Origin of the sequence: Zoogloea sp. (genome assembly GCF_028689785.1) — a bacterium.
Lineage (GTDB): Bacteria > Pseudomonadota > Gammaproteobacteria > Burkholderiales > Rhodocyclaceae > Zoogloea.
Map to the genome: position 1 here is coordinate 1 of NZ_JAQVCN010000026.1, position 25,414 is coordinate 25,414.

At 62.8% G+C, this 25,414-nt stretch carries 36 protein-coding genes and 1 pseudogene; 9 read left to right on the forward strand and 28 right to left on the reverse strand.

What is annotated here, in order from left to right; all coding sequences use genetic code 11:
• From PHI64_RS12615 to PHI64_RS12745, 28 genes are all read right to left on the reverse strand, one after another.
• The coding region (locus PHI64_RS12615; RefSeq protein WP_299883217.1) for a hypothetical protein at positions 1-611 on the reverse strand (611 nt) is incomplete at its 3' end.
• Positions 611-1,366 (reverse strand): hypothetical protein, encoded by a 756-nt coding sequence (locus PHI64_RS12620; RefSeq protein WP_299883220.1) that lies wholly within the window; start codon positions 1,364-1,366, stop codon positions 611-613. The genes PHI64_RS12615 and PHI64_RS12620, both read right to left, overlap by 1 nt.
• The gene (locus tag PHI64_RS12625) at positions 1,357-1,878 is read right to left on the reverse strand and encodes a hypothetical protein (RefSeq protein ID WP_299883223.1); all 522 of its coding nucleotides are present in this window, start codon (positions 1,876-1,878) and stop codon (positions 1,357-1,359) included. Before PHI64_RS12625 ends, PHI64_RS12620 begins: the two co-directional genes overlap by 10 nt.
• Complete coding sequence (locus PHI64_RS12630) at positions 1,875-2,315, reverse strand: hypothetical protein (protein ID WP_299883226.1); 441 nt, start codon at positions 2,313-2,315, stop codon at positions 1,875-1,877. The genes PHI64_RS12625 and PHI64_RS12630 overlap by 4 nt, the downstream gene beginning before the upstream one ends.
• A 9-nt stretch (positions 2,316-2,324) precedes the next feature.
• On the reverse strand, positions 2,325-2,774 hold the full coding sequence (locus tag PHI64_RS12635; RefSeq protein ID WP_299883228.1) for a hypothetical protein: 450 nt from the start codon (positions 2,772-2,774) through the stop codon (positions 2,325-2,327).
• Between the two features lie 6 nt (positions 2,775-2,780).
• Positions 2,781-3,992, reverse strand: coding sequence for a hypothetical protein (locus tag PHI64_RS12640; RefSeq protein WP_299883231.1), 1,212 nt, complete (start codon positions 3,990-3,992; stop codon positions 2,781-2,783).
• A complete protein-coding gene (locus PHI64_RS12645) occupies positions 3,989-4,360 on the reverse strand; it encodes a DUF1353 domain-containing protein (RefSeq protein WP_299883234.1) in 372 nt (123 codons plus the stop codon). The genes PHI64_RS12640 and PHI64_RS12645 overlap by 4 nt, the downstream gene beginning before the upstream one ends.
• Positions 4,357-4,779 carry a M15 family metallopeptidase gene (locus tag PHI64_RS12650; protein WP_299883237.1) on the reverse strand — a complete coding sequence of 141 codons (423 nt, stop codon included), beginning with the start codon at positions 4,777-4,779 and terminating at the stop codon, positions 4,357-4,359. Before PHI64_RS12650 ends, PHI64_RS12645 begins: the two co-directional genes overlap by 4 nt.
• Positions 4,776-5,009, reverse strand: a complete 234-nt coding sequence (locus tag PHI64_RS12655; RefSeq protein ID WP_299883240.1) for a hypothetical protein — start codon at positions 5,007-5,009, stop codon at positions 4,776-4,778. The genes PHI64_RS12650 and PHI64_RS12655 overlap by 4 nt, the downstream gene beginning before the upstream one ends.
• 171 nt (positions 5,010-5,180) lie before the next feature.
• Positions 5,181-5,603 (reverse strand): YiiX/YebB-like N1pC/P60 family cysteine hydrolase, encoded by a 423-nt coding sequence (locus tag PHI64_RS12660; protein ID WP_299883243.1) that lies wholly within the window; start codon positions 5,601-5,603, stop codon positions 5,181-5,183.
• Positions 5,603-5,974, reverse strand: a complete 372-nt coding sequence (locus tag PHI64_RS12665) for a hypothetical protein (protein ID WP_299883246.1) — start codon at positions 5,972-5,974, stop codon at positions 5,603-5,605. The genes PHI64_RS12660 and PHI64_RS12665 overlap by 1 nt, the downstream gene beginning before the upstream one ends.
• Positions 5,975-6,736: 762 nt before the next feature.
• Positions 6,737-7,228: a hypothetical protein gene (locus PHI64_RS12670; protein WP_299883248.1), complete on the reverse strand. Its 492-nt coding sequence runs from the start codon at positions 7,226-7,228 to the stop codon at positions 6,737-6,739.
• 8 nt (positions 7,229-7,236) lie between these two features.
• Positions 7,237-7,899: a hypothetical protein gene (locus tag PHI64_RS12675; RefSeq protein ID WP_299883251.1), complete on the reverse strand. Its 663-nt coding sequence runs from the start codon at positions 7,897-7,899 to the stop codon at positions 7,237-7,239.
• Positions 7,896-9,413: a methyltransferase domain-containing protein gene (locus PHI64_RS12680; RefSeq protein ID WP_299883254.1), complete on the reverse strand. Its 1,518-nt coding sequence runs from the start codon at positions 9,411-9,413 to the stop codon at positions 7,896-7,898. The genes PHI64_RS12675 and PHI64_RS12680 overlap by 4 nt, the downstream gene beginning before the upstream one ends.
• Before the next feature lies 1 nt (position 9,414).
• Positions 9,415-9,636: a hypothetical protein gene (locus PHI64_RS12685; protein ID WP_299883257.1), complete on the reverse strand. Its 222-nt coding sequence runs from the start codon at positions 9,634-9,636 to the stop codon at positions 9,415-9,417.
• Between the two features lie 15 nt (positions 9,637-9,651).
• Complete coding sequence (locus PHI64_RS12690) at positions 9,652-9,840, reverse strand: hypothetical protein (protein ID WP_299883260.1); 189 nt, start codon at positions 9,838-9,840, stop codon at positions 9,652-9,654.
• Positions 9,841-9,850: 10 nt separating this feature from the next.
• Positions 9,851-10,084, reverse strand: coding sequence for a hypothetical protein (locus PHI64_RS12695; protein ID WP_299883263.1), 234 nt, complete (start codon positions 10,082-10,084; stop codon positions 9,851-9,853).
• 112 nt (positions 10,085-10,196) lie between these two features.
• Positions 10,197-10,688, reverse strand: coding sequence for an HNH endonuclease signature motif containing protein (locus PHI64_RS23610; RefSeq protein ID WP_366945189.1), 492 nt, complete (start codon positions 10,686-10,688; stop codon positions 10,197-10,199).
• Positions 10,689-10,709: 21 nt separating this feature from the next.
• The gene (locus PHI64_RS12700) at positions 10,710-11,654 is read right to left on the reverse strand and encodes a hypothetical protein (protein ID WP_299883266.1); all 945 of its coding nucleotides are present in this window, start codon (positions 11,652-11,654) and stop codon (positions 10,710-10,712) included.
• Positions 11,655-11,687: 33 nt separating this feature from the next.
• Complete coding sequence (locus PHI64_RS12705) at positions 11,688-12,677, reverse strand: hypothetical protein (RefSeq protein WP_299883269.1); 990 nt, start codon at positions 12,675-12,677, stop codon at positions 11,688-11,690.
• A 5-nt stretch (positions 12,678-12,682) separates the two neighbouring features.
• On the reverse strand, positions 12,683-12,964 hold the full coding sequence (locus PHI64_RS12710; protein WP_299883272.1) for a hypothetical protein: 282 nt from the start codon (positions 12,962-12,964) through the stop codon (positions 12,683-12,685).
• Positions 12,965-13,189: 225 nt separating this feature from the next.
• Complete coding sequence (locus tag PHI64_RS12715; RefSeq protein WP_299883275.1) at positions 13,190-15,277, reverse strand: hypothetical protein; 2,088 nt, start codon at positions 15,275-15,277, stop codon at positions 13,190-13,192.
• A complete protein-coding gene (locus tag PHI64_RS12720) occupies positions 15,274-15,624 on the reverse strand; it encodes a hypothetical protein (protein WP_299883278.1) in 351 nt (116 codons plus the stop codon). Before PHI64_RS12720 ends, PHI64_RS12715 begins: the two co-directional genes overlap by 4 nt.
• A 91-nt stretch (positions 15,625-15,715) precedes the next feature.
• Positions 15,716-16,072: a hypothetical protein gene (locus tag PHI64_RS12725; protein ID WP_299883281.1), complete on the reverse strand. Its 357-nt coding sequence runs from the start codon at positions 16,070-16,072 to the stop codon at positions 15,716-15,718.
• A 38-nt stretch (positions 16,073-16,110) separates the two neighbouring features.
• Positions 16,111-16,305 carry a hypothetical protein gene (locus tag PHI64_RS12730; RefSeq protein WP_299883284.1) on the reverse strand — a complete coding sequence of 65 codons (195 nt, stop codon included), beginning with the start codon at positions 16,303-16,305 and terminating at the stop codon, positions 16,111-16,113.
• Positions 16,295-16,477, reverse strand: a complete 183-nt coding sequence (locus PHI64_RS12735) for a hypothetical protein (protein WP_299883287.1) — start codon at positions 16,475-16,477, stop codon at positions 16,295-16,297. The genes PHI64_RS12730 and PHI64_RS12735 overlap by 11 nt, the downstream gene beginning before the upstream one ends.
• On the reverse strand, positions 16,474-18,093 hold the full coding sequence (locus tag PHI64_RS12740) for a hypothetical protein (RefSeq protein WP_299883290.1): 1,620 nt from the start codon (positions 18,091-18,093) through the stop codon (positions 16,474-16,476). The genes PHI64_RS12735 and PHI64_RS12740 overlap by 4 nt, the downstream gene beginning before the upstream one ends.
• Before the next feature lie 169 nt (positions 18,094-18,262).
• On the reverse strand, positions 18,263-18,832 hold the full coding sequence (locus tag PHI64_RS12745; protein ID WP_299883293.1) for a terminase small subunit: 570 nt from the start codon (positions 18,830-18,832) through the stop codon (positions 18,263-18,265).
• 1,186 nt (positions 18,833-20,018) lie between these two features.
• Here PHI64_RS12745 and PHI64_RS12750 point away from each other — a divergent pair.
• The 9 genes and pseudogenes from PHI64_RS12750 to PHI64_RS12790 all read left to right on the forward strand — a co-directional run.
• Positions 20,019-20,282, forward strand: a complete 264-nt coding sequence (locus PHI64_RS12750) for a hypothetical protein (RefSeq protein WP_299883296.1) — start codon at positions 20,019-20,021, stop codon at positions 20,280-20,282.
• Entirely contained in the window at positions 20,269-20,550 is a 282-nt protein-coding gene (locus tag PHI64_RS12755; RefSeq protein ID WP_299883299.1) for a hypothetical protein, read from the forward strand. The genes PHI64_RS12750 and PHI64_RS12755 overlap by 14 nt, the downstream gene beginning before the upstream one ends.
• 278 nt (positions 20,551-20,828) lie before the next feature.
• Positions 20,829-21,545 (forward strand): BRO family protein, encoded by a 717-nt coding sequence (locus tag PHI64_RS12760; protein ID WP_299883302.1) that lies wholly within the window; start codon positions 20,829-20,831, stop codon positions 21,543-21,545.
• A gap of 148 nt (positions 21,546-21,693) precedes the next feature.
• Positions 21,694-22,134: pseudogene (locus PHI64_RS12765) on the forward strand (JAB domain-containing protein); the annotation flags it as partial.
• 11 nt (positions 22,135-22,145) lie between these two features.
• Entirely contained in the window at positions 22,146-22,295 is a 150-nt protein-coding gene (locus PHI64_RS12770; protein WP_299883305.1) for a hypothetical protein, read from the forward strand.
• Positions 22,296-22,391: 96 nt separating this feature from the next.
• Positions 22,392-22,793, forward strand: coding sequence for a hypothetical protein (locus PHI64_RS12775; RefSeq protein ID WP_299883308.1), 402 nt, complete (start codon positions 22,392-22,394; stop codon positions 22,791-22,793).
• A 9-nt stretch (positions 22,794-22,802) separates the two neighbouring features.
• A complete protein-coding gene (locus PHI64_RS12780; protein WP_299883311.1) occupies positions 22,803-23,063 on the forward strand; it encodes a hypothetical protein in 261 nt (86 codons plus the stop codon).
• A 1-nt stretch (position 23,064) separates the two neighbouring features.
• A complete protein-coding gene (locus tag PHI64_RS12785) occupies positions 23,065-24,828 on the forward strand; it encodes a class I SAM-dependent methyltransferase (protein WP_299883314.1) in 1,764 nt (587 codons plus the stop codon).
• Positions 24,829-24,882: 54 nt separating this feature from the next.
• Positions 24,883-25,414 (forward strand): hypothetical protein (locus PHI64_RS12790; RefSeq protein WP_299883317.1); only part of this gene is annotated, 532 nt, incomplete at its 3' end.

Here is a 25,414-nt window from a genome sequence, read left to right on the forward strand (position 1 = left end):
ACGTCGTTGAACAAGTCGGCCCCTTCACCGTCATGTTCGTAGGCAATCTGGCCGCCCTTCAGCGAGGAGGAGAAGTCCGGCGTGAAGAAGCTCTGATCGTCATAGAACTGGATCGCACCCATCACACGACCGAAGGTGCTCGTCATGAAGTGCTTCTCGGTGCGGACTTGGGCCTTGATGTCTCCCGTGCTCTTGATCGGCCACCAGAAATACTGGCTGTTGGCCTGTCGGTTGATTGCCAGAGGGACGTGGCTTTTCACCTGCCCATCGACACCGCGCCCCCAGTTTGACCACAAGCCTTTGGCCTTCTTCTTTTCGGCACCTACTGTCGTGACGAACTTTTCAGTGAAAGGCATCCCGTCCGGGTCCACGGCCTCATAACCGGTCGACACGAACTCATAACCCCGGACACCGGAGGAACTGTCGATGCGAACGAAGTGATTGCCGTGGATCGGGTTGTACTCGACGCGCACGGTCACAGCCCCACCCTCGAAGGTGTATTTCTGCGCAGTCGTGCCTGCCCCGATGATTGCGAAGTGGCGGAGCCTGGATAGCGCGAAGGGGAGATATTTCTCCCCTCCTTCGCCGACGATGACCTTATGCACAGGCATTACACGTCCTCAACGCAGGCCTTGAAGTTGGTCCAGAATCGGTTAGGTGCGCCACCGGACAAGATGAACGCATAGAGGTCAAACTCGGTTGGCCCGACTCCTTCTTCCGGATTTGCGAATGAAGACACAGACATCCCGGTATCGTCGCCGACAAGCGAACCGCTTGCCATGTCATAGACCCATGCCTCGGTGACGCTGGGGAGGCCGTAGCTATAAATCAGCCCATAATCCGGGTGAGGTGAAATTCGGGCATTCAGGTCACCGCTATAGAGGTCGTGCTTCCCCGTCTTGATGCGGATCTCGATGTTCGTCGGATCGCTCTTGAATGTATGGACATCTGCCCTGCGGGTCATCCATGCAGGATTGAATCCAGCCGGGAGTGTCGGCGCCCCCGGATCGTTGTCGACATACCACTGCCACTCGTCGAACGTGCGATCAATGAGGGCAGAAACATCAAGCTCGATGAACTGGTTTCCATCCGGCATTACTCCGGTGCCGAGCAGCCACGGAACGGGGAACGGGTCATATGGATACATCTCTGATGTACCTTCATCGCCGATGACCCCCAGAATCGCCGCCAACTGCGCATCAGACCCACCAACGGAAACGAGAACTGTCGCTGGGGTATGGAGCGGGCGCAGCGTCGTGTAGTCCGGAAACCGAAGGTCCAGTGAGTCACCTTCACCAACCAGGTTACTGCCGGGGTCATAACTCCTCGTGTGCGTGAATGTGGAATACACAAACCTCAGCTGCATACTGCGGCCTCCAATGCCTTGAACTGCGCCACGGTGCCGACACGATGGCCCTGCCCTGCGTGCATGCGCCAGACGTAGCCAACGAACGAAAGCTGACGCGGGCAGAGCTTGCGCACCAGCAGTTGATCACAGTGGATCGGATGGTCCGGCATCAAGTGCAGCAACGGCAGAACATCGGCCCGGCGATAGACCGTGAAGTGGTGATGCGGCCAAAGCCGGCCGCCCATCAGATCCCCGCAGCGCCTCCGCTCCAGGGTGACGACGTGCCGGTATTTCTCAAGCCCGCGCAGGCAAGCATCACCCACGCCGGGGAGCAGGTAATCGTCACTATCGACGTAGCCGACAAACTCGCTATCACCCAGCCGGTAGGCCTGTTCCCGGCCCGCCCCGACATTCCCCTCGACACCCTGAACGACGTGCGGTGTCAGGCCCTCAGCCTCGATTGACTTGACGCACTGGTCTAGCCAATCGGGGCGAGTGCCGGAGAACGTCAGGACGTGAACATCGATCATCCGGAAGGCAGCGCCACGACGAAATAATCGATGTTCTGGATGGCCGCAGCCACCAGCACGTTGTCGGACACGTTCAAGTCTGCGCCGATCTTGCCGACGCTGCCCTGCACGCGGATTTCGGTGGAGCTGGCGTTGCCGCTGTCGGTCGGCTTGACGAGGCGGTAATGGGTGCAAGTTCCGCCGGTAGCGACGAGGCCAGACCAGATTTCCGTGTCGTTCTTGGCAAGCACGCCGGAGTCAGCCGTGTCGGCGAAGGTGACGGCAGTGCCCGAGTTATTGACGGTGACGGTAGCCAGCAGCGTGCCGCCTGCGGCTGCATCGGCATCGACCGGCACAGCCCCGCCGTAGAGCTTCAGCACGGAGCCATCAAGGGCGTCTTTGACGCTCCCGACGGCCAGGACATGATTGCGCATGCCAGTTGAGGATTTGACAGTCATGGCGAGTCCTTATTGAGCAGGGATGGTGAAGGAGAACTGATCCACCGTGACGGGCGTGCCGACGAGAATCGAGATGTTCGAGACGTTGATGTCCGCGTTAGCGGTGCCAAGGGAGCCGTCAAGGCGGGCTTCCGTGGTGCTGGAAGCGGCAGGGTTCCCGCCTGCGGGGTAGTAGCGGAACCAGCCGGCGGTGCCTGCAGCAACGCCATTCATCTTCCAGTTTTCGCTGGTGGTTTTTGCAACCGTGCCAGATGCCGCATTCTGGAGCGTCAGGCCGGTGCCGGTCCCATCCACCGACACGGTTCCCAGAAGCGTGCCGGATGCAGCCGAGTCGGCAGTTAGCGGCTGCGGCCCGGAGTAGAACGCAATGAACCCCAGGTTCAGAGCGCCCTTGAAGCCACCGGAACTGCCGCCGGTCAGCATGGCATTGCGGAGACCCGTGGAGAGACGAGCGGTCATGTCGTGTTACCTCGTGTTGAATGCGGCACCGCCGCTGTGAAGGGTGGCCACGTATCTCACGTAGCCGTTTTCGTGGATGACGCCGCCGCCGGCATAGACGCCAGGCGGAACGCTGATTCGCGCCTCGGTGATGTTCTCGAAGGGCGCCACGCGGCAAAGTCCGCGCGTGGTCCAGAAGTAGGTTTTTCCGTCGGTGTGGCGGTCGGCGTGCTGCCCCGGCACAACGCCGTATTCGGCCACCTGCTGCAGGCCGTCACCGGAGTACAGGAATGTTCGGCGGTCCGTTCCGATAAGAAGAGCGCTGTCCGCATCCGTCAGCTGCAGCACCCGTCCCGGAACCATGATGAAATCTTTGTTCAGGTCGAACAGATGGAAGCCGAGCGGCTGGCTAAACCAGATCACGGTCTGGTCAAGCGGATCGAGGTACTGCGCCCCAAAGACCCGACCTGCCCATGCGGCCACATGCCTCACATCAGACGGCAAGGCGTCGAGGAACGGGGCGGCAAGCTCTCGCCCCATCGATCCGGGCTCGAGTTGCGAGATCGCGTAGGCCCCTCCTGACCCGTGCGTCAGCACCGCAACAGAACGAAACACCGTGCTGTTCGGCGGGCATGCGTAGATCGCGGTGTAGCAGTCCGGCACCATCGGCGCGGTAATCTGGATGCCGCCAATTGTGATCTGGATCGGGATGGCCGGGCTTGCTCCGCCTTCACGCCCCGCTTCGTCAATGTGGGTGAAGCAGACCTGATAGATGCCCGGCTCAAGCTCACCAGACGCCTCCACCAGGTGCCCGCCACCCGGGACCGGCACGACCCAGGCCGCTGCCTCGTTGCGCAGCTTGTCGATGCGCAGGGGGATGGAGCAGGATAGGAAAACCTCGTCGTTGATCTCCGCCCAGTGGAAAGGCCCGGCCAGGCCAGTTGCCAGTTCAGCCGCGGTGCCATCAGGCCGCACCCCCAGCAACGCCCCGCTATCCACGACGTACAGCCGTTGGAAGTCGAACGTGCTGAACGAGGCCTGGATGTTTCCGCCCGATCGAAACGGCTGGTACCCGTCCCGGCGCGCCAGACGGCCCTCGTCCGAGATGTCGACGTTGTTCGCTTCCGCCAGCCACTCCCATGTGAGAGGCTTGCCTTGGTCGTCGCGCGTACCTACGAGGGGGTCGTCAACCGTGTTGAGCCCCTGAAAGCGCACGAGCTTCTGCGAGGCTTCGATCATGCCCGGCCCCCGTAGTACCGCCACCCGAAGGCGCGCACCGCGAGATACATCGCCTGGCGCCGCACCCAGGACACCCCCTCTGCTGCCATCGCCTCGAGGAAGACGCGATCCGCTACGTCGCGAGGCACAGACGCCTGGGAGTAGAGGTAGTCATGCACTACTGCGGGTTCGCTCACGACATTTGCAGTGAGCATGTAGACCAACGGAAGCCGAGGCACAGAAGCCAGGTCGGTGGAGAAGCCCTTCGGCACGCAGATAGCAGCCCCCAGTACGTCCGACTGGTAGATCAGTGCGGACAACAGGACCCACCGGATCGGGCTCGAACCGGGCAGGACCTCGGCTTGCAGCGGCGAGAGGAACGCGCTCATGCCAAACGCCCTGCGGAGGCCTTCAGCGCCGCCAGGCTCTTACCGCCAGTGAACTGGAAGTGTGCCCGCTCGCGCAACTTGCCGGTCCACCGACCAGCCCACTCCAGCCCCAGGGCTTCGCCGATGCGGCCCAGCTGCGCATAGGCCTTGTCGTCGTCCCACGCCGCCTTCCCGTTGACGAAGGGCACGCAGTCGAAGGCCACGCCGTAGTTGTGAAAGCTCTCTCCGGGGCGAGCGTTCGTGACGATGCGGCCAGGCTTCGTGCGCCCTTGTGCGTAGAGAGCGGCCTGGGATTCGTTGTCCCGCAGCGTGCAGTAGATGAGCACGTCGATGCCGGCCTCTGCAGCCTTCTTGACGAAGGCGCGCGCCAAGACCTGGACGTCCGGACGAAGATCCTCGATGCGGCGCGAGCTGATCACCGGATCCACCCGTTACTGCGCAACCAGAGATAGGCGCCGACTGCCGATGCTCCGATCAGCCAGATCGCCTTTGTGATGACCGACTTTCCGACGGTCCGGTAGACGTGGTTCGTGACTTTCTCGATAGCGAGCTCGGCGGCACGGGCGGCAATCGCCTCGACCTGCTCTTCAGAGATGTGGGGGTGTGTACGTCGCTCAGGGCCGGAGTACTGCGGGGTTTCGGAAGGCATCGTGGTCTCGGTGCTGAATCACAGCACGAAGACTACGAAAGCCCCGTCAGGTGGCAGTCCTGGCTATGTGTGCGGTAACTACATCCCGTCGCCCGAACACAGCACCAACCCCAGCCTCGCCCCCGCCACATCCCACGGCTCGTCCGAGACGTCGCCTACATGAAATCGGATTTAAGAGGCAGGCAGCATCCAAAGATGCTCGGGTGTGATCCGTCGCAGGGCATCGGGCCGAAACAGATTCGTCCCGCCCTGCTGCGCCGCCCACGGAATCAGCTCGCTACACCACCAGGCGTCGTCGTCTTGCCATTGCCGCTTGATGCCCAGCCCCAGCACGCCCCACAGGTCATACGGCTTGCCGATCTGCGAGCGGGCGGCGGCAATCGCGGCGGCCTCGTCTGCGACGGGAATGTCAATGACGGTCCATCGCGGGTGAGTCTCCAACACGCGCATGAGCGGCGACACTCGCACGCATGGCCAGACCGCTTCAATGATCTCGGGGCCGTCGATAATCGCAGCGTGCGACCATCTCGACCATGTGACTGCGCGAATGATCCGAGACCCGATCTTGTCTGTCGTGCAAAGCAGCACACGCATCACAGCCCCGCCATCAGGACGAAGGCTGCATCAACCTGCGCAGACGACAGCCCGAATTGCGCAGCAACGGATGCGAGAATCGGGTTTCTACGCTCGAACTCATTGCTGTCGTCGTACCAGTCGGCGGCATCCTGGCCCGCGGGCGTTGCCGTGTCCAATCCCAGCCGCCACGCATCGACGGCGGATCTAAGCCCGAGCCTCGTTAGCCCCTGCTTAAACTGCCGCCGTGTGACTTTTTCTGGGATCTGAGGGGGCAGAACATCTGATCCGGTCCGGACCTCCCAGCGATTTCCAGGGCCAATCCAAGTCACGAACTTTGGCGTGGGGATTGCATCAACAGCAGCCTGAGACGTGCAAACAGTAATGGCCATGTTAAGGCTCCACGATAAGTTTCGCGCCGTACACAATGATGTGAGAGGCGGCTGCTGCAACAGATGCCTCTAATCCCACAGTGATGGGCGAGGCATAGTCTGTCTGATACTTAACTGTGATATTTACCGACGACGTGTCCGCCGCAGCCGATCCATAAACGGCGTCTTTTTGGCATGCCAACGTGTAAGAGGAGCCGACATATGGAGCGGTTGTCAGCGTCGTATTTGAACCAACTACATCCCCGATCCGTACCCTCAGATACTTTGCGCCGCTGCTCAAATCTCCGCCTCGCGAGACACTGATCTTGAGCAATGACCCTGGGCGCAATGTCCCGGCCGGCACAGTGAATTGCACGGCATAGACGACACTCGCGGGCCAGACGTGAGGTAGTGGCGCTGTCAATGCGGTCCCGGACGCTACGGACTGCGACACTGGATTCGAAAACGTCAGGGTGTTGCTATTTGCAATCGCAAGGTCTTTGTAAAAACCCGCAGGAATCTCGGCGGAGCCGGGCCAGTAAAAATCGAACCCGTTTGCAGCCGCAGGTATCCCGTGCGCCGTTGCGGTCACAGTCACTGTCGTCCCGGTCTGTCCGTAGGTCGCCCCCGAGACTAAGCTCGCGACGACCCGTGGGCTCCCTCCCCATCCGTCAGGGTTGAGGGTGATAGCGGGAGTCACTGCCGCGCCCGACGGCTTGATGAGCCTGTCGCCAGACCATCGCGCTACGCTCCACTTAATCAAATTCGGCAAAAATCTCATGGTTATACCCAGTCACTTTCTGCCGTCAGCGCGCCGGAGGTGTATGTGTAGGTCTTTGTCCGCGTGGTGCCGAACAGCGTCCATTGCTCGGACGTCAGAGCGCCGTTGGTGTAGATGTAGGTTCGAGATCCCGCCCCGACAAACGCGGCGATGGAGAGCTTGAGCAGCGAGATCAGTGACGCGGCGGAGTCGTACCAGGGCGCGCGAGCGTCGGCCGGGGCGCCAATGGCCGCATTGGTCGTATCCTGCCCGGCAGCCGTCGCCGGGGATGCGGGCGTGCGAGTCGCAATGGTCTGGACTGCGGCTTTTACGAGCAGCTGGGTCGCTTCGGTGGTGTTGGAGGTTCCGCCCCCACCGCCACCGCCCCCACCACCGGCATACGGCAGGCCGGAGGCGGGGTCAATGAGGACGACTCCGGGCACGCGGGCGGCAGTCCCACTCTCATCGTTGACAACGATCCCCCGGCCGGCAGGGAGGGTAGATACTGAGGGCATGCTATCTCCTACTGAAAATCACCAACGTCATAGTAGTTCTCGAGGGAGAACCGTTCATTGAGTCCGCTTGTCTTCGGGCCAAACTCGGCTTCGAAGCGGACCGCGGCTTTCTCCGCTGCACCGGGATTAAATGTCTCGCTATCCGGACGCAAGAACGCGAGTTCGGCCATTCCGTAGATCAGGCCTCTCTGGTACCGCTCGGGGAGCTCGGGGCTTTCGGCGTCCGGGTCCGTAATAGGGTCAAGAGGCTCGTGCACTACCGTCATCACCAGCTGGTCGTCGACGGTCGGAGGCGGATACAGCGTGGCCGCACCCGTCTCCCCGTCTGGGATCAGAACACTCGGGGTGCTAGGAGCAGCCCGCTCCCAGCCCGGGTATGCCGCATCCATGTCTTTGCGCGTGACGATGCGCAGCGGCAGGCCTTGGGACGCCAGACGGGCGCGGCGGATGAAGATGACCCGGCTATCCAGCTCCACCACCGGCTCGCCGGCTACCACGTCCGCGACAGAGGGGGCCTTCCGGGCGGACACAAGCAAATGGGATCTGCGAGCTGCGTCTCTCTGCGCCGCCTCGGCAAACTCGAGGACCTGGTCGGGCGGCCACTTAAACGGAGGCCCGACCGTGTCATCGACCAGCTGTCGGAACAGCAGAATCACCTTTGCCCAGTTCACAGCACCACGGCCTCGTAGACGGTTTCGGGGGCAATGGACCGCTGACACACCGCGGCCCCGGTTTCTTCGTCCTGGCGGCAGTACCGGCGGTCGAAGTGGAGCTGGTGGCACGGGTAGCAACTGACGCCCTGGGGCATCAAGGCGGCCGTGTTGGTCCAGTGCTTGGTCAGGTTTTCATGCGAAGAGTGGCTCAGCAGCACCACCTTGCGCATGGATTCGAAGGCCACGGCATTGAGCACCCCGGTCTCGGGCCCGATCACGGCGTCACACTGCTGGGCCAGTGCCAGGGTTTGGCGGATGCTGATCTCGCCCGACAGACACACCACGCGCGGCTCGTTTTCCCAGCCCAGCTCCAGCATCTTGCAGCTGGGGTCGCCCACGAGGAAGATCCGGCACTCCTCGAACTCAAGCAGCAAACGCGCGATGACAGAGTCCTGCCCCGGGTAGAACTTGTGTACAGACGAGCCGGCCAGGGCGAACGTGAAGTTCGGGCCTGCGGCCGTGAGGCGGGCCTGTGCCTCAACGCGCTCCTCGTCCGTCGGATAGAACCGAGCGGCACTCTCGTACGCGACCCCGGCTAGCTCGCAGGTGAACTCCAGGTAGTTCTGGTTCAGGTGCGTGTGGCGCACCTGCCACGGCCAGGCGTGGTTCGCCCGGCCGGGCATGGCCAGCAGGGTGCCTTCGACGGACTCAGAGAGCTGGACGAACCGGTCGAAGTGCTTCGCTTGGTGGGCCCAGAATTCCGGCAGCAGATGGTTCGGCACCTGGTTGTCGTCCTGGATGAACCAGGCGTCCACGTTCGGGTCGTTGCGCAGGATGTCCTGCCCCTTCGGGGTGGTCATCACCGTGACATGGAAGCCTTCGGCTTTCAGCAAGGGGAGCACGTTGGCTGCCTGCAGCATGTCGCCGTACCCGCCGTAGCGCACGACACAAGCGGTGGGCTTATTGGTCTTCGGCCGGGTCAGGTAGCTGTGCGTGTGTCGGTTCCCGTCGGTCTTCTGGAACACTAGCAAGAACGAGTATTCCGTCCCGTCGTTCCGGGCCTGGTTCTCGACAAGATCCCACCCGCCGAGGGTGGCACGCATGGCGTCGACGATGTCCGCAGGCACGAAGTCGTGCTTGTGATCGGGGTTGGCGCCGGGCTGCCCGATGTTCGGGTAGTACTGCCGGTGCGGCAGGTAGAGGACCAGGTAGCCGCCCACTTTCACCAGGCGCCACCACTCCTTCAGGGCCGACCGGTAGTCCTCGATGTGCTCGAGCAGGTGGGCGGAGAAGACACTGTCCGCCGCTTCGGTCTCGAAGTCCGACAGGTCCTCGCACGTCTCGACCCAGACATCGGGCCGCATGTCGATGCCGAAGAGCTCGGTGTCCTTCCCGCTGTCCACGCCGATGGCGTGCGGAAAGATCTTGCTCGGCCCGCAGCCGAGGTCGATGAGCGTGCCGCGGGTGTACGGCACCACGTCCCACCGCACCTTGGCGGCTTCGTTACCTTGGGGGTCGTCAGCGCGCCACATATCAGGCGAGGGCGTCGCCGAGTTGGCTGGTGACCTGGCTGGCGGTGTCCTCCGGCGCAGCCGGCGCTTGTTGCTCCGCAGGCTTAGCTTGGCGGCCCGGCTTGGCGGGTTTGGCGCCGATCTCCTTGCCCTGGGCGTCAAAGTAGGCACCGTCTTGGAAATAGTGGCGACCGTCGGCATCGCCGTAGATTTCGCCGTAGGGCTGGGTCTTATCGAGGGGCATGGTGTCCTCTGTTGGTCAGTTGATGTTCTTCACCGCCGGCGCATCGCTGCGGGAAGTGCTGGCGATGCTGCCCCGGCTGTTCGTTGCGTCACAGCCCAGGTCCGCACCGTAGGTGTCGCCCTGCAGCCCGGTCGTGGTGCCCCGGTCCGGCATCGGCTTGGTGTCGCCTTGCAGATCCCCCGAGGGGGTGTAGGTGTCCTTCATCTCGTTCTCCTCAGCGCTCCCAGCCTTGGGGCCGGGTCAAGAATCCGTGCGGGGGGTTGTAGGGGTCGCCGGCATAGGTGTCGCCGTTGCTGTCAGAGGGGCGGACGCCCTCCTCTCCTTCCTGCAGCAGCTGATAGCCCGTCTCCGGCGACGCCCCAGCGAGGTCAGCGCCGGCCGTTACGTAGGTCGCTGCGTCAGCACCGGCAGCACTGTTGGCTTCCGTCAGGTCTTGCATCGTGGTCATGGAAGTCTCCCGGGTATTCACGGGGTGACTGTCCCACAGCCCCGTCAGCCTGCCGGCGAGAAAAAGGGCCGCACAAGGCGGCCCTTTTTCTTTGAGCGAAGGCTAAGTGTTGCTACGCGATGCGAGCCCACCTCTGCCGGGTGTTAATCCGGCTCACCGTGATCTGGCTGACATTGAAGGCCGCTGCGATTTGGATCTGAGTCATGCCCAGGACGAGGCATGCGCGGATCTTCCGGACCGAGTCCTCGTTGAGGACTGCTTGTCGGCTCCTGGTGCCATGGGTGCTCCGACCTTTGGACTTCATATCTTGGAGGTTCTGCTTGCACGTACCCAAGAACAGGTGGTCCGGGTTAACACACTTCGGGTTGTCACAGGCGTGACAGACGAATAGTCCGGCAGGGATAGCACCGCGGTATATCTGATAGGCGAGGCGATGAGCGTATTCCTGCTTCCGCTGCCGGGGGAGTTTCATCTGGCCATACCCCTTGCCTGCAGTCGAGGCGGCCCAGATCCAACACCCTTCCGTCTTCTCGATTTTCCCTTCGAAGCGGCGAACAAAGTCTGCATCAAACAAAATGGGCTCCTCGAGATTAGAGGAGCCCATCCTACTACAAGCAGCCTGGTATTAACCCGCCGAATCCCACTTGAAGATGCGACCCTGGCTTGCCTGGGTTTGGACGATACCAAAGCCTCCCAAATAATACCAGGCGATACCCCGGCTGCGGCCGTAGTCGGTCGGGATCTTGCCGCGCATCTCTTCCGGCACCGCGATGCCCTCTGCCACCGTGTCGGCGCCGAAGAAGTAGGCCCAGTTCGACTTGCCCGTCGCCCAGCCGGCCTTGGCGATGTTGGTCTGCTCGATGAACCGGGTGTTCTCGTGCCGGCCGATCTCGCCGTTCATGATGAGCGTGAAGCCCTCCTGGACGTACTTATGCACGCCCTCAAGGTCGTTCTTGAACGCCCGGTAGGTGGACGGGTGAGCCAGCGAAAAGTAGTCGTCCCCCTCGTAGGGCGGGACGTTCCGCTCCTTCATGAGGTCGACGATGGCCTTGACGTGCTCATTGCCCAGCGCAATGTTGTTGGTGCCCGTGACGGTACCGTTGGTGAACAGCGTGACGCTGCTCGCCGAGGTGCCACCGGTGGGGATCACGCGGAGCGGGGTCCGGTTGAATTCAGAGTGAGCCGCGATGTCGAAGGCCTTCTTCGCATCGTTCTTCAGGACCTTGCCAATGACTTCCTTCACCGGATGCTCGGACAGGTCGTCCAGCTTCGAGTTGAAGGGCACCGAGTTGCCGAACTCGGTGATGGTCATCGTGCCCTGGGTGATGGTGAAGTTGGTCTCCGGCATCGTGTTGGTTTCGACCAGGGTGCTGCCCTGCGTCGCAACGTCGGAGTACACGTTCCAGTGGAAAGTGTCACCTTTGCCCTTGCCCTGCACTGCGGCATCCTTGATGTCCGCGAACTGACGGAACTTGCAGAGCGGCTGCAGGCTGTAGCGCAGAACCTTCGACAGGTTCGGGCTGTACATGTAGCCGCCCAGGGAGTTCGTCATCCAAAGTTGACCAGCCATTGCGGTCTCCTATCTGTCTATCTGGCGTTGGTGTCAGCTGCCGGGGAGCGTCTGCCCGAGGCGCTTCTTCGCCATCTCGGCAATCACCGAAGATGGCGACGGTTCGCCCTCTGGCACGCTACCGGGGGCAGCCATGCTTGCCGCCGGGACGGGGTCCAAAGCGGCCTTGCGATCGAGTTTTTCCTGGCGCGGAGCTTTGGGTTCCGGGCGCCCGGGCTTCTTGCCGAGCAGCGAATACACGTCATCCGCAGCGGCCAGCAGCGCATCCGCCCGGGACTTGCCGCCGGCGAGATGGCCCTGGGCCTTAATGAACGTGAGCTGTTCGAGGTCAGTGTTGCCGACCAAATCCGGGTAGTCCGTATTGACCTTTGCCAGGGCACCCTGGAAAGCCATCTGGTCCTGCACCTGGGCGACGATCTGAACGGTGTCGATGGGTGCCTGGGGAGTAGCAGCCGGGGCCGCGCTCCGTGCAATCACCTCCGCCAGGGCTTTCGCCGCCGTGTCCTCGTCACCGGAATACAGGTGGCCGAGGGCTTGTTTCAGCGGATCCACCAGGGTGTCTGGCCCCGCGGCAGGCGGGGTTACAGCGGCTTCCTGGGCGGGCTCCGTCTTGGGAGTCTGAGGGGTTGCGGCTTCGCGGGCCTCTTTGAGGAGCCGGGTCGCTTCTTCCAGCCGACGATCCGCTGCGCTGCCTTTCTGGTAGCTGCGGATCACTTCATCCAGGGCGACATCCTGTTCGACCCCGTCAACCTTTACGCGGATGCGCTTCCCAGCCGGATCAGCGATGACGTCGTCGCCGGCCAGCTGCTGGGCGAGTTGGTCGTCAGCCGACCCGCCCGGGTTCTGCGTAATGGTCTCCGGAGGGGGGTTGTCCCCGTTTTCAGCCTGCACCCGCGCAAAATGCTGCGCTTCCATCCGCTCCATCGCCAGTTCGCGCGGGCTCTTGGAGCGATTGGGGTTGTCCATCTCGTCGAGAGACACATCCTCAGTCGGGGTAGCGTTCTCGTGGTTCGGGCCAGGCATCGGGGTCAGTCTCCTTGGGTCAGTTGGGCTTCAGCAGATTGGCCCTCCTGGATGGCCTCGGCCAGCCAGTAGAGGACGTTCTCCGCGACGGCAACACGGTTCTGCAGCGCACGCACCGCCTTCGGGTTCTCCGGATCTACCGCCTTCAGCAGTTCGAGGGCTTCCGTCACCTCGTCCTTGGCTCGCGCCGCGAGGTAGCGGCCAATGGTCGATTCGAGGAAAGCCTGCACTTCGAAGCCGAAGTCGACGGTTTTCAGGAGCTCATTCGTCTGGGGTGCGTGCGCCATAAATCAAACCGTACCGCAGCCCCGTCAGGTTGCACGCTCCCGTTCCCGGATCAGCATGGTCTGTGTGCCCGTTGGGCGGAGATCTGGGTGCACCCCCTCGTCGGGCCGGAGAGTGAACGACCGGACTTTCCAAGTCGGCTGGCCCCTGGAGTCGGTCTCCCAGATCTCCACCAGGATCGGGGCCGGATCGTCCTGTTGCTGGCTCATCACGACGGTGCCTCCTTGCTATACGCCATCAGGGCGCTGCGTCTCGATTCCTCGCAGCATTCCGCCGCCCGCGGGCACAGGGCCCATCGGGTTGGTGTTTGGCTCGTCCGGAATGACATCAGGGACCTGCCCTACTGCCCCGGACTCCAAGGCGGTGAGCCCCGCCCCTGACATGGCCTGCGCCGTCGGGTAGTTCGGATCGACGCCGACTGGGTTCGGGACTTGGTAGCCGGCGTTCTGCATCACTTTGTCAGCGACCGGGGCTACTTGAGGCACCGTGGCAATGACCTCGCCGGCCTGCATAGCGCCATACGCGGCTTCCACACCGGCCTTAAGTGCTTGGTTCCGGATGAGCTGGGCCTGGGCTTCGCGGATCTCGCGAGGGTGCTTGGCGTCCAGCTCCTGCTGCAGCTGCTGGATCTGCTGTTGCAGCGTCGCGACGCGCGGGTCTTCCTGGTCCATGTTGCGGAAGAACCGCCCGCCGTCCCGGTGACCGATGGCGCCGAAAACCTCCTTGACGACTTCGGCCGGGTCGATGCCGTAGTTCTCGAGCACGCCGTCCGCCAACGCGGTCTTCACCCCGTTCACGGCGACCAGGAACGTGTTGACCTTCTGAGTCGGCGACGTGGCTGCCATGCCTACAGAGACGGACAGGGTGAGCTCGTTGAGCAGGAGCTCGTCGGTCACTGCGGACATGCCCAGCTTCTGAAAGGTTTTCGATGCGTCGCCGGCAAGCGCCAGGATCTTCTCGTCCGATTCATACCACTGCTCCAGCAGCACGATCTGACGGAGCACGGGCTCCACCCAGGTCTCCACGAAGGTCTTGAGCTGGTACGCAGAAACCTGGTTCATCGGCGCGGTCAGCAGCTCCATGCCTCCGACGGTCTCGTTCAAGCTGCGGTTCGTGGCCACCGACGAGCTCGAGAAGTTCCCCGAGATGTCGTCGAAGTCCATGTTTAGCCGGTCCTGCTCCTGGTAGCTGGAGCCCGTGACGTCCGGCGTGTCCATCACCTTTACGTCGGTCTCGATGTTGTTCATCAGCGTGACCGAGCCTGGAACGTTCCGTGTCAGGCTGCGAATGTCCACCTGCCTGTTACGGGCCACGAAGTAGCGCTTGCCCAACACAAACTTGACGTTATCGAGGCGCTGGTTCGCCACTTCGTTGATTTCGGCCTGCAGGTCCTTGGTGAGCCGCGCCACGCCGGAGGGGTACGCCTTGTGGGTCTCGATAATCGACACGCCGGCCACGAAGGGTCGGCCGCCTGACAGGTGCGGGTACCGCTGTTCGAGTGGCACCGGATCCGACAGCAAGAGCCGGTCTCCCAGGGTGTAGAACACGAAGTCCTCGTCATCTTGCTCGACGACGTTCATGTGAACCCAGACCACGGTGTACGGGGTGATGGCCGTCACTTGGTCCTTGCTGTCGGTCCGGTTGTCCTCCCGTAGCAGCCGGGTGCTGTCTGAGTAGTGCGCCTGGGCCGACAGTAGCTGCTCATCGGTGTAGGCGTGCCACTTCGCCGACTGCATCTTTTTCTTGATGTCCTTCACGTACATCGGGATGAGCCAGATCAGGTAGGGAGACGTGGCGACCGGGTCCACCCAGCTGGCGCCTGGATCAAAACGAAAGTTCTCGATGGGGATCAGGTCCACCACCGGGGTGTCAATCTTTCGCTTCGGCCGGTAGCTCCAATCCTGGTGACTGATTGCCACGCCGACTGTCTGCGCGTCCTGGTACGCACCCATGACGAGCTGGAACCAAGGCACGGTCTTGGTGAGCCGGTGCTTGATCAGGGCGGACATGACCTCGGCCGAGGCGGCTTGCAGCGCGTCCTTCTCGTTCTGGGGTGCCACCGACACCGGGTCCAGAGTCGAGAAGAACGCTTCCGCCGCTTGCGCTTCGTTCTTTCGGATCACCCCTCGGGTTTTCGGCCGGTAGATCCGGCTCCGACCCTTGTAGTCAGGCGAGGAGTATTTCGACTCCGGGCCGTGGCGGCCTTGGAACTGCCGCAGGTCCCGTTCGATCTGGGCCCGGATGTTGGCGTTGAAGTAGGTCGTGCTGCCCTGGTACGCCTCCCGGGCCAGCTTGAGCGCGTCGTCGGGCTTCACTTGCTCTTGTCCCCCAGCACGTTGCCCGCGTGGTCCAGGCGCAGGTCAGCCAGCTGGTCTTCGCTCGCGACGCCGCGCGTGAGCCGGTAACGCTCCAGGATCTCACCGCCAGCCCGCAGGACTTTCTGCTTGAAGCTGGACATCGAGTAGATCTTCGGGATGTGAAGCACATAGCCCCACTGCCCGGACAGGGCCAGGTTCCGGATCGTGCAAATGCCCTTCTCCCCTTCCGCGGTCACGGCCCAGAGGTGCTTGGGGTAGGCCTGGTGCAGCGCCTCCGCCATCTCTTTGGCCAGGATCAGGTCGTTGGCGTTGAGCTGTGGAAGATCGGTCGTGATTTCGGACATGGTCGGATCAGGGGGTGGGCCAGGCTCGGACGCTACCCCAGCCCCGTCAGCCCGCTAGGCCACAACCTGTTTCAACACTAAACAAGTTGTATCAACCTTCAGCCCTTCTTGCCTGCCTCAAGTACTCGGCCATCAACACCTGACTTAAGGACTGTATGGCGTATGCCTCAAACTCCGAACTGGGTTGTAGCTCTCCGATGTTCTCCCGAATGCTCTGCCACAGGTGTGTCGCTTCATGAACCAACAGGCTTAAAACCTGCACATGATCAATTCCGCTTCTTTTTCGGAGGCAAACAACCGCCACCTTTTTTCCAGGCATGTCGAAGGTGTGAACCGCCGCATCCGACCAGCTATTTACGGTAAACAGGGGGCGATGTGCTTTCTTCACACCAATGTGCCGCAACGTTTTCCGAAACATTTTCTCTGTAGTGCAGAGCGTAATGTGCATCGGGGCTAAAACCAGCGACCTGTCCAACCAACGATTTTTCAAAAGTCCGGCTCCGTCTCATCTTGAATCAGCCGCGCCTTCAGGCTGTCCGGCATGGCTAGGTATTCGGCCCGGCTGATGTGCACATGGATCGCCTCGCCGAGCTGTAGGTAGGGGTCTTCCTGCTCCAGCTCATCGAGGGGTGACGCAACCTTGAGCGGCATGAACTGGGCAAGGAGTTGGTCACGATCCACCGGTGACTTTCGGGCCGTCGTGGAAGGTGCGGCCGTTGCCCCAGACATAGGCCACCTCGTTCACGGGGGTGGGGTTCAGGCCTTCCGCAATGCCGACTTCCTGGCTGAAGGGGCGCTGGCTAGCGGGTTGGACGACAGGGGCATCCTGTCCGGTCTGTTCAAGCGTGGTCATGCTGCGTCCTCGTAGTAGTCAGGTTCGAGTGCGGAGTCCGGTACCCGCACCGGCGGCACGGCGTCGATGTCGTAGATCCGGCTGGCGGCATCCATGAAGTCGTCGTGGGCGCCGAAGGGGAACACCAGGTATTCCTCGATGAAGTTCTTGTTGAGGCTGTAGACGTTGCCGTCCTCGTCCCTGCGGCGCACCGGTGCGAACACCCGATAGCCCTGCCCCTTCGCACGCACCTCGGCCTGTCGCTTGGTCTCGGCCTGGACGACGGCGGAGAGGAAGAAGCGGCCTTCCCGGAAGTCCGGCTCAAGGCGCTGAATGCGATCGATCTTGCTGCCCGGACCCTCCCGCGGCCACGCCAGCTCGTGGACCTCGAAGATGTCCCGGTCGCGCAGCATGGCCTCCTCGAAATACTCAAGGTCGGAGGTGCTGCCGTAGCGCTCATACCCGACCTTGACCTGCTGGACGCCCGGCATGTTCATCCAGTACTTGCGCAGCCCCTTCAGTGCGGCGTAGCGCTCCGACAGGCTCATCCGGTGGTGGTAGCCGTCGACCAACCACTTGTTGCCTGCCGAGTCGATGCCGATCACCGCCATGGCGGTGCGGTCGCTGCCTTTCTTCCGCGAGCTCGCCGGATCCACCAGGATGTAGATGTTCAGGGTTGCCGGCCGGATGTCCATGAACCGCAGCCAATCCTTGTCGAAGATGGCCTGGTTGCCGGCTGCCGGGTTCTGCAGCATCTGGCAGGCGAGGACGCCCTTGGTCTGCTTGCGCTTCTTGTCGGCCCACACCTCTGGAGACAGGAACACCGGAATCCCGTCCCGGCTGCCGTCATGAGTCGCCGGGAACACACGGGCCTTGACGGCGCCCATCTCCATCATCGTGGCGTAGGTGTCGCCGAACGAGTAGCGGGTGCCGATGTGCCAGGCCCTGGCCAGCCCGCTCGCCCCCCGCGCGCCCAGGTTATCCGACAGTGACCACGCCTCGGTGGTCTTGGTCACCATCTCCGGGCTAGTCACCGACTCCAGCGTCACCACGTCATCGTAGACGCGCAGCAGGAAGTGGGCGCCGGTCGGCTGGCCGTCCACCAGGCCGTGGCCTTCGACCGTGGCTTCCTTCGGGTTGCCCTGGCGCTTGACGACAATGCCGCCGTCTTCCGACCAGCGGGGCGACTGCTTCTGCGGATCCGTCCAGAGGATGTCCGGGTATAGCTGCTTCAGGAGGGCGTTCGACTCGAGCTCGTACTTGATCTGCCGAAGAAACTTCCGCGCGGTGCCCTTGTTGAAACTGAAGATGCCGACCGTGATTTCCGGATCGATCAGGATCTCCTGGATCACCCCTGCGAACGTGATGATGGTGGACTTGTAGTGCTCCCGGGCCCACAGGTCCAGGTACCCGTCCGGCTCCCGCTCAACTTCCCGGCACCGGGCATATAGCCAGGGGTGGCATGCGTCTGGGCGCTTGAGCAGATGGGTCAGCAGAAAGAACCGGTCCGCCTTGCCCAGCAGCGCGATGTCTTCGTCCGGCCAGGTGTGGGCCGTGGCGTACAAATCCATGGCGTCCTGGTAGGACAGCCCGCGGACGTATTCGGCGAGGGTCGGAACGGGCCAGGCTATGGTCACGGCCGTTTTCTCCACTTCTGAAAATCGCAACTTTCAGATGTTACATCGCCCACTGCTCGCATAAACCCTGTGAAATCAGCGAGTTGTGGCGCCTAAGCCAAGATCCCGGGCCGTGGATTTACAGAATCGGGCTGAGATTTCATCGATTCCGTCCAGATCGTGACGCTATTCACCCCAAAGCCTGCTTCAGCTGGATGGCCGCGACAGCATCGGCAAGGCGGTGCTGGGCCGTCACTTCATGGTGGATCGGGGCGTCCTTGTCTCCGCTGACGATGACTCGGTCCTGGAGCATCCCCATGTGCTTCGCGAGGGTGTGGAGTGCGGTATGGCGGTCCGCCAGCCGAACCTTTTTGATCTCGCCCCGCTTCACCCGGTTCTTGCCGGTGCCCTCCCACATCTCCACCACCTCGACGGACGTCACCGCTGCCGAGAAGGCCACGCCCCACTCGCTGGGCGCCTTGAGCGTGCCGTCGTCCCGGAACAGAGAACGCACGTCGTAGAACGCCAGCTTGGCGAGCTCCTCGATGACGCGATCCTGGGCGATGTGGGTGCGGGTCATCCGCTCCGCCAGGATCTCCACCAGACGCTTTTTGATGTGAGGCTTCGAGAGGTTGAGCGAGGCGCGCATCGATGCCGAGCGCTCGCCATAGCCGGCGCGCAGGGCCGCTGCGGTTCCGTTGAGATCGATGGCGTATTCCTGCAGGAAACGCTCGATCTGGGGCTGGAGGGGTTTGGTCATGGGTCGGACGCTACCGTAGCCCCGCTGGCCTGCAGAGCAGCCCGAGCATCACAGCCGGCCACACCGGGGCGGGGGTGAGCCGATACCTGGTTTCGTCCATGCGTCTGGAGCGCCCGTACACCCTGACTTCCGTCACGGCTTTGACGTGACCCTGGTCCTGCAGCTTTCGAAGGGTCGGGCCGACTCGCTGCGTAGGCCACCCGATCTCCTGGGCTATGTCCGATGCGCGCTGGCCGATCCACGCGTCGTCTGTTTCGTGCTCCTCGAAGCGCTGTTTCAGGTGCTCCAGCAGCTGTTCTACCGTCCTTTGAGTCCTTGAGTTCCGTGCGGTCACGTCACACCCCTGCAAAGTTGATCGCAGGCTGTGATTCTAGGGGAGCAACCCTCCCTTTTCAAGAAAAATCCCGTTAGCGAACAACAGCTTAACCGTTGAATTTCCTCAAGATTTCCGAAGGGTGCCGGCCGATACGGCCTTCCAACTGTGACAACTGTGACAGCTTTCTGTGACGCCCCCTCTTTCTAGCTGAATCAATCACTTAGCCCTTGTTTTGTCACAGTTGTCACAGTTGTCACAGATAATCAGAATCAGTAGACAGGAAGAGAAAACAAGAGAAGAACCGCCGCACATCTGTATATACACACAGGTACGCACACGTTTTTTATACGTATACAGTGACTTTCCCGGATTATCTGTGACACTGTGACAAAACAGGCATTTTGCCTTTGATTTTAAAGGACTTTTTTGTTTTGTCACAGAAAAAACCTACTGTGACAACTGTGACAACTGTGACAGAAATCCTTTCTGAATCAGCGGTTCTGACGCGGCGCCAGCCCTATTTAGAAAACCTTTCCGAAAGATTTTCTTGACTAAGGGAGCGTGACTCACTATTCTGCAATCAAAGGGAGCGACACTCTCTTCCAGCCGCGAAGGGCCAGCGGGATAGAAAAAGGGCTCCAGCGATAGGCTGATCTAGGGGTGAAGGCGCCGGATGGCGACCAACCGACGAACCCGAGGCCGATTCGCAGACCGCTGAGACATCCGGGTGACAACCGGATCGAGTGCGAAGTCGCAGCGCCGCCGACTCCCCGGGGCGCTGCAACCAGCTTAATAAGCTGATCGACGAGGTCAATGACCCGAGCCTGGTGACAGCAGGCTCCAGCCATTCATCACTACTTGGAGACCACCATGCAATACGCCCACCTGTTCAACACCCGCGGCGGCCGTGTCGAGCTCTACCTGACCGACAGCCCCGAGCTGGCCGGCGCCACGGTACACAGCACCTACCCGAACCGGCGCGAAGCCCTGGAATTTTTGAGCCCACAAGGGGAGCGATGCTCCCCTTCTCACATGAGTCACCTGCCGCCTGGGCGCAATCCCAGTCGAGAGTTGACTCCTGGTGGCATAATCTCCGTCCCTGATTCGCGGAGATTTGAAGATGCCTACCGATGATGCAGACTATGGAATTCACGGGCTGGTTTGGGTAGGCGTCGCAGCCTTCCTGATCACGTTCGCCCTCGCCAAGATCGGCGTTGTGACCGAGAAGAACAGCGCCACAACCAGCACCTGGGTATCCGGTATCGCTGCCGCGCTGGTCGTGCTCAACATGGAGGTCAATCTCATCCTTGGCGCAATCATCTTCGGAGGGCTGTGGTTCGTGCTGGGTCTGGTTTTGAGCGTAGCCGTTGCTGCAGCAGTAGAAAAAGGCAGCAAGCATTAGCGTGAAAATTTTTCTTGACGCCGTGAACACCCTGGCAGTAGTCTGTATTCGCCGCTGAGACAACAGCGGCACAGGTCTGGCGTCCTGGTTAACTAGGCGGACAGCCGCCTCGCAAGCGGCTTTTTCACGTCCGTCAGCATGGTCACGCTCAATGGGCGGGCCGTGTAGGGAGCCGCGAGGCTCACCGGTTCCTAGTTCCCGGCACGCCAACCTGCACGGTCCCGCTCACCCCATCTGGCGATGGGAAGCGGGTTTCCTACCTAATCAGGAGCCCCACCATGCTTGCGACCACTCGCGCACCTGCACTCGCATTTCGCGACACCACGTTCAACCCTGTCTCCCGTAATGGCCAAATCTGGCTAACCGCAGCCGAGCTTGCCGGCGCCCTCGGTTACGCTCGAACAGACCTCGTAACCCGTGTCTATGAACGTAATGCGGAGGAGTTTTCTGACTCCATGACCGTCACCGTCAAATTGACGGTGACGGGGAGTCCTTGCCCCACAGCAGTGCGCATCTTCTCCCTCCGCGGCGCTCACCTCCTCGCCATGTTCGCGCGCACACCAGTTGCCGCTGAGTTCCGGCGCTGGGTGCTCGACATCCTCGACCGCGAGGTCGGCGCCCCTGTGCAAGCACCGACAGCACGCCCACCCCTCGACATGGACGAGCTGCGGCGTATCCGGACGCAAGTCGTGGCCATCGGCAGTGAAATCCTGCCGGAGCGGCTGGCCCGCTTCACCGAGTTCACGGAGAACCGGATCCTGATCGACTGCGGACTGCGCAGCTGGGAGCAGGCCGACGCCACCACCCTCGCCTATGCGCGCAGCTTCGTGAACGGGCTCCGGTTCAAGGCTATCGAGATGAAGTCCGCCCAACAGGCCCTCGAGTCCCGCTACTGGCTCTGGATGTTCAAGCCACACCAGGACCGGCTGCCGGACGAACGCGAACTCTCGCCGGTGCTCATCGACACCGACAGCTACTTCCCGAAGCCGCTGTAACGCCCCGGGGCCGGTTCATTCGGCCCTCTTCTGAGCCCATAGGGAAGCACTGCTCCCCTATCCCCGCGCACTCCTACGCGCAAAAACGGAGACCACCATGAACGTCCAGACTGAAGACCGCACCCCGTACTACGCCCCGGCCGTCGAAGCGGAAGACGCCGTCGTCCAGGAGGCGCTGGCCATCCTGCGCCGGCGCCTCGACCGGAGCACCAACCCGCTGTTCGACTCCCCGGCGGCGGTTCGCGACTACCTCACCCTCCGGATCGCCGGCCTCGAACACGAGGTGTTCGGCGTGCTCTGGCTCGACGCCCAGAACAGGCTGATCGATGCGGACGAGCTCTTCCGGGGCACGCTCACCCAGACCGCGGTCTACCCGCGCGAAGTCGCCAAGCAGGCCCTGGCCCGCAACGCTGCAGGGGTGGTGCTCTACCACAACCACCCGTCGGGTCTGCCGGATCCAAGCAACGCAGACCGGCACATCACCCAGGAGATCAAAGGCGCCTTGGCGCTGCTGGGCACCCAGGCGCTGGACCACTTCATCGTCACCGCCAACGAGGTCCTCAGCTTCGCCGAGCGCGGGCTGATCTGAAGGAGACCGCCATGTCCTTGCACCCCCACGCTGCCGCGGCCCTTGAAGCCGCGGAGTTCCGGGCCTCTCGGGGCCGATTTGCCACGCTGCGTTTCCTGCGGAAGCGCGGCGTCCCGCTCCGCCTGTACCAGCTCGCCTGCGCCCTGCGCGGCGAAGAATGAGGCCACGAAGGGAGCAATACTCCCTAACCTGAGTCACCTGCCGCCAGCCCCTCGCCGGGCTGTCGAGAGTTGATTCCCACTAGCAAGGAGAGCGTCATGACCACCACCGCCACGAAATACCGCTGGATCCCGCCGGGCTACGAACCGGTAACCCTTCCCGACGACGCCCCTGCCGGCTGCCAAGTCTGGCGCCAGCCTGGCAAGCCCTCCGCCATCGCTTACGGAGGCAAGCGCTCCAACGCTGACTGGTATATCAGGTTCAAGAGCGAAGAGCGCCTGCAGCAGTACCTGGCCGACTGGCTGGAGACGCTGCGTCAGCGAGAAGCCCGCAAGGCAGCCACCAAAGCCGAGCGGAAAGCGCCTCACGACGTCAAGGTCGGGGAAGGCACTCCGTACTTCAGGGCCTACAGCTTCGCCAGTGCGTCGCGGAAAGTGCCCCTGGCCGAGGTGGCGGGTGTCCGGGTCTGGGCGCCGGACAGTTGGACGTCCTACGCGTAGGAGAGGGACATGCCCATTAAGCTCCCGAACCCGCGCTCCTTGGCTGCGTGCAGAGCCTTCGCCCGGAAGATCGCAAAAGAGGGGCCGCCGGAAAGCCGCCCCCGCCCCATTGTCCGTAACTTCCCCACCGCCGTCCAAGTGCGGAGCTGGTTCGCAAAGACGAACCCCTCGGACATCTCAGAAAACGAAGACGGGCAGCGGTCCGCCCTGTCTGTCACCGCCCTGTACGTTGCCGAGTTTCTCCGGCTGAACAATCTCAAAAAGGACTGACATGAACCCCTCCGACCTCCCCTCCTCCGCTCTGGACGACGGCGAACTCATCGCCGACGAGTTTTTCGCCCCTGCCAGCACGGACATGGTGCACGGCCTGGTTGCCGAGTACCGTCACGACCGCCAGCGCATTGCCGACGTCGTGGCACTCGCGAACCGCCCCGACTTCCGGGCTGTTTGGCACCTCTTCGCTGCCGGCAACGCCACCGAGGAGCGCGGCCGCACGACGCTGGAGCGGTCCGCGGAGCAGATGTTCCGCGAAGAGGGCGCCGTGTCCCGGCTTAACGCCCTCTTCTGGTCGAAGGCGTTCAACCTGACCGACGTCTACGACGCCATGCCCCAAGCGCGGCGCAACCAGTGGAACGAGCAGATCCGGTGCCCAGAGGGCATCGCGAAGGACTACGACGAGGTGCGCACCGAACGTGCCAACCGGCCGGAGCTGTTCGATGCGAAAGGGAAGTACCTGAACCCGGCTGATGGGCTCAAGGTGCCTCGCCTGCCGGACTTCGAAGAGGAGACCGTCCGGGCCACCCTGCTGGAGCTCCTCAACAGCCGGGCCCGCTTCCTGGCCGAGCGGGTGGACGGGATCTTCAGGTCCCTGTCCGGGGAGCACGTCACCAACAGCCCGGCCGCCTTCCGGAATCGGATGATCATCGCCCACCTGCGCACGTCCTATGGCACGACGAACCACGACCGGGTCGGCGTCATCAACGACCTGCGCTGCGTCATCGCCCGGTTCATGGGCCGGGATGAGCCCGGCTGGCGTGCGACCGAGTCCGTGGTCGAGTACGCCCGCCGGGAACGTCGGGGCGAGTGGGTGACGATTGACGGCGGGGCGCTCCGGCTGCGTGCCTACAAGTGCGGCACCGCGCACCTGGAGGTACACCCGGACATGGCCTGGCGGCTCAACGCCACCCTGGCCCACCTCTACCCGTCGGCGATCCCGCCGGAGTTCAGATCCAAGCCGAAGCGGAAGGCGAAAGAGCACCAGATGATCGGCCGGCCGCTGCCGTTCTCGGTGGTCGAGGCGCTGGCGGCCATGGAGCCGGCCTATCGGTTGGAGAAGTCGACCGACTTCCGCCGCGACTACGACCGCGTCAAGATCCCCAACGCCGTCCAGTTCACCGGCGAGTCGGGAGGGCAAGCAGTCCGGGATGCGGTCGAGCGCGTCCTGGCCTACCTGGGCGCGGTGAAGGTGAAGAACGAAAAGGGCGGTGCCTACTTCGAGTTCGACTACCCGCCCGGGGCGGCAATCAGCGAGGTCGTGGCGTCCGGCTGCCTGCCGGACCAGAAGGCGCACCAGTACTACCCGACACCCGAGAGCCTGGCCGTGGTGGCCGTCGAGATGGCGCAGATCGGGCCGAACGACACCTGCCTGGAGCCAAGCGCAGGCACCGGCGGCCTGGCCGACTTCTTGCCGCAGGACCGCACCGTCTGCATCGAGATCAGCAAGCTGCACTGCAAGGTGCTGGCGGCGAAAGGCTACCGCGTGGAGTGTGCTGACTTCCTGGCGGCTGCCGGCGCCCCCGCCGACCGCATCGTGATGAACCCGCCGTTCAGCGAGGGGCGCTGGCAGGCCCACCTGGAGCACGCGGCTGGCCTGCTGGCCCCGGGTGGCCGCCTGGTCGCCATCCTGCCGGCGTCGGCAAAGGGCAAAGACGTCCTGCCGGGCTGGACGCTGGAGTGGTCGCGGGTGTTCGACCGGGAGTTCGCAGGCACATCGGTCTCGGTCGTCATTCTGGCCGCGACTCACACTAAAAAGTGAGCTATGCTCACATTTATCTAGAAAAGGGAGCAATGCTCCCATAAAGGAGAAGTCATGGAAATCACGAAAGATCTGCTGAAGCAGTGGTCCGCATGCACCGACGGGTATAGCTGGTTCCTCCGGAACTTCCCCCAGGGCGGGCCCTGCCACGTAGTCGCCAAAGCCCTGCGGGGTGACAAGCGATACGCCGATGAGCAATGGCTCTACAGCAATGTGTTCAACACCTTCGTCGCCCAGCCGGAGACGATCGCCGCCGTAGTGCAGAAGGACGTCGAAACGCAGGTCCAGGACGGGGCCGCCGTGATTCAGGAGTTGGAGAAAGAGGCCGCCTCGGGCTACGGCAGCCAGCTCGCCGCCTCGGGCTACGGCAGCCAGCTCGCCGCCTCGGGTGACGGCAGCCGGCTCGCCGCCTCGGGTGACGGCAGCCAGCTCGCCGCCTCGGGTGACGGCAGCCAGCTCGCCGCCTCGGGCTACGACAGCCGGCTCGCCGCCTCGGGCTACGACAGCCGGCTCGCCGCCTCGGGTGACGGCAGCCAGCTCGCCGCCTCGGGTGACGGCAGCCAGCTCGCCGCCTCGGGTGACGGCA

Bases quoted from the DNA above. Each gene is read 5' to 3' on its own strand.
- PHI64_RS12620 (WP_299883220.1), bottom strand. From the start codon at position 1,366: ATGCAGCTGAGGTTTGTGTATTCCACATTCACGCACACGAGGAGTTAT.
- PHI64_RS12705 (WP_299883269.1), bottom strand. From the start codon at position 12,677: ATGCCTGGCCCGAACCACGAGAACGCTACCCCGACTGAGGATGTGTCT.
- PHI64_RS12635 (WP_299883228.1), bottom strand. From the start codon at position 2,774: ATGACCGCTCGTCTCTCCACGGGTCTCCGCAATGCCATGCTGACCGGC.
- PHI64_RS12770 (WP_299883305.1), top strand. From the start codon at position 22,146: ATGTCCTTGCACCCCCACGCTGCCGCGGCCCTTGAAGCCGCGGAGTTC.
- PHI64_RS12655 (WP_299883240.1), bottom strand. From the start codon at position 5,009: ATGCCTTCCGAAACCCCGCAGTACTCCGGCCCTGAGCGACGTACACAC.
- PHI64_RS12755 (WP_299883299.1), top strand. From the start codon at position 20,269: ATGCCTACCGATGATGCAGACTATGGAATTCACGGGCTGGTTTGGGTA.
- PHI64_RS12745 (WP_299883293.1), bottom strand. From the start codon at position 18,832: ATGACCAAACCCCTCCAGCCCCAGATCGAGCGTTTCCTGCAGGAATAC.
- PHI64_RS12785 (WP_299883314.1), top strand. From the start codon at position 23,065: ATGAACCCCTCCGACCTCCCCTCCTCCGCTCTGGACGACGGCGAACTC.
- PHI64_RS12680 (WP_299883254.1), bottom strand. From the start codon at position 9,413: ATGTGGCGCGCTGACGACCCCCAAGGTAACGAAGCCGCCAAGGTGCGG.
- PHI64_RS12685 (WP_299883257.1), bottom strand. From the start codon at position 9,636: ATGCCCCTCGATAAGACCCAGCCCTACGGCGAAATCTACGGCGATGCC.
- PHI64_RS23610 (WP_366945189.1), bottom strand. From the start codon at position 10,688: ATGGGCTCCTCTAATCTCGAGGAGCCCATTTTGTTTGATGCAGACTTT.
- PHI64_RS12735 (WP_299883287.1), bottom strand. From the start codon at position 16,477: ATGACCACGCTTGAACAGACCGGACAGGATGCCCCTGTCGTCCAACCC.
- PHI64_RS12720 (WP_299883278.1), bottom strand. From the start codon at position 15,624: ATGTCCGAAATCACGACCGATCTTCCACAGCTCAACGCCAACGACCTG.
- PHI64_RS12645 (WP_299883234.1), bottom strand. From the start codon at position 4,360: ATGAGCGCGTTCCTCTCGCCGCTGCAAGCCGAGGTCCTGCCCGGTTCG.
- PHI64_RS12625 (WP_299883223.1), bottom strand. From the start codon at position 1,878: ATGATCGATGTTCACGTCCTGACGTTCTCCGGCACTCGCCCCGATTGG.
- PHI64_RS12780 (WP_299883311.1), top strand. From the start codon at position 22,803: ATGCCCATTAAGCTCCCGAACCCGCGCTCCTTGGCTGCGTGCAGAGCC.
- PHI64_RS12665 (WP_299883246.1), bottom strand. From the start codon at position 5,974: ATGGCCATTACTGTTTGCACGTCTCAGGCTGCTGTTGATGCAATCCCC.
- PHI64_RS12695 (WP_299883263.1), bottom strand. From the start codon at position 10,084: ATGACCACGATGCAAGACCTGACGGAAGCCAACAGTGCTGCCGGTGCT.
- PHI64_RS12660 (WP_299883243.1), bottom strand. From the start codon at position 5,603: ATGCGTGTGCTGCTTTGCACGACAGACAAGATCGGGTCTCGGATCATT.
- PHI64_RS12690 (WP_299883260.1), bottom strand. From the start codon at position 9,840: ATGAAGGACACCTACACCCCCTCGGGGGATCTGCAAGGCGACACCAAG.
- PHI64_RS12750 (WP_299883296.1), top strand. From the start codon at position 20,019: ATGCAATACGCCCACCTGTTCAACACCCGCGGCGGCCGTGTCGAGCTC.
- PHI64_RS12775 (WP_299883308.1), top strand. From the start codon at position 22,392: ATGACCACCACCGCCACGAAATACCGCTGGATCCCGCCGGGCTACGAA.
- PHI64_RS12640 (WP_299883231.1), bottom strand. From the start codon at position 3,992: ATGATCGAAGCCTCGCAGAAGCTCGTGCGCTTTCAGGGGCTCAACACG.
- PHI64_RS12630 (WP_299883226.1), bottom strand. From the start codon at position 2,315: ATGACTGTCAAATCCTCAACTGGCATGCGCAATCATGTCCTGGCCGTC.
- PHI64_RS12670 (WP_299883248.1), bottom strand. From the start codon at position 7,228: ATGCCCTCAGTATCTACCCTCCCTGCCGGCCGGGGGATCGTTGTCAAC.
- PHI64_RS12710 (WP_299883272.1), bottom strand. From the start codon at position 12,964: ATGGCGCACGCACCCCAGACGAATGAGCTCCTGAAAACCGTCGACTTC.
- PHI64_RS12725 (WP_299883281.1), bottom strand. From the start codon at position 16,072: ATGCACATTACGCTCTGCACTACAGAGAAAATGTTTCGGAAAACGTTG.
- PHI64_RS12760 (WP_299883302.1), top strand. From the start codon at position 20,829: ATGCTTGCGACCACTCGCGCACCTGCACTCGCATTTCGCGACACCACG.
- PHI64_RS12700 (WP_299883266.1), bottom strand. From the start codon at position 11,654: ATGGCTGGTCAACTTTGGATGACGAACTCCCTGGGCGGCTACATGTAC.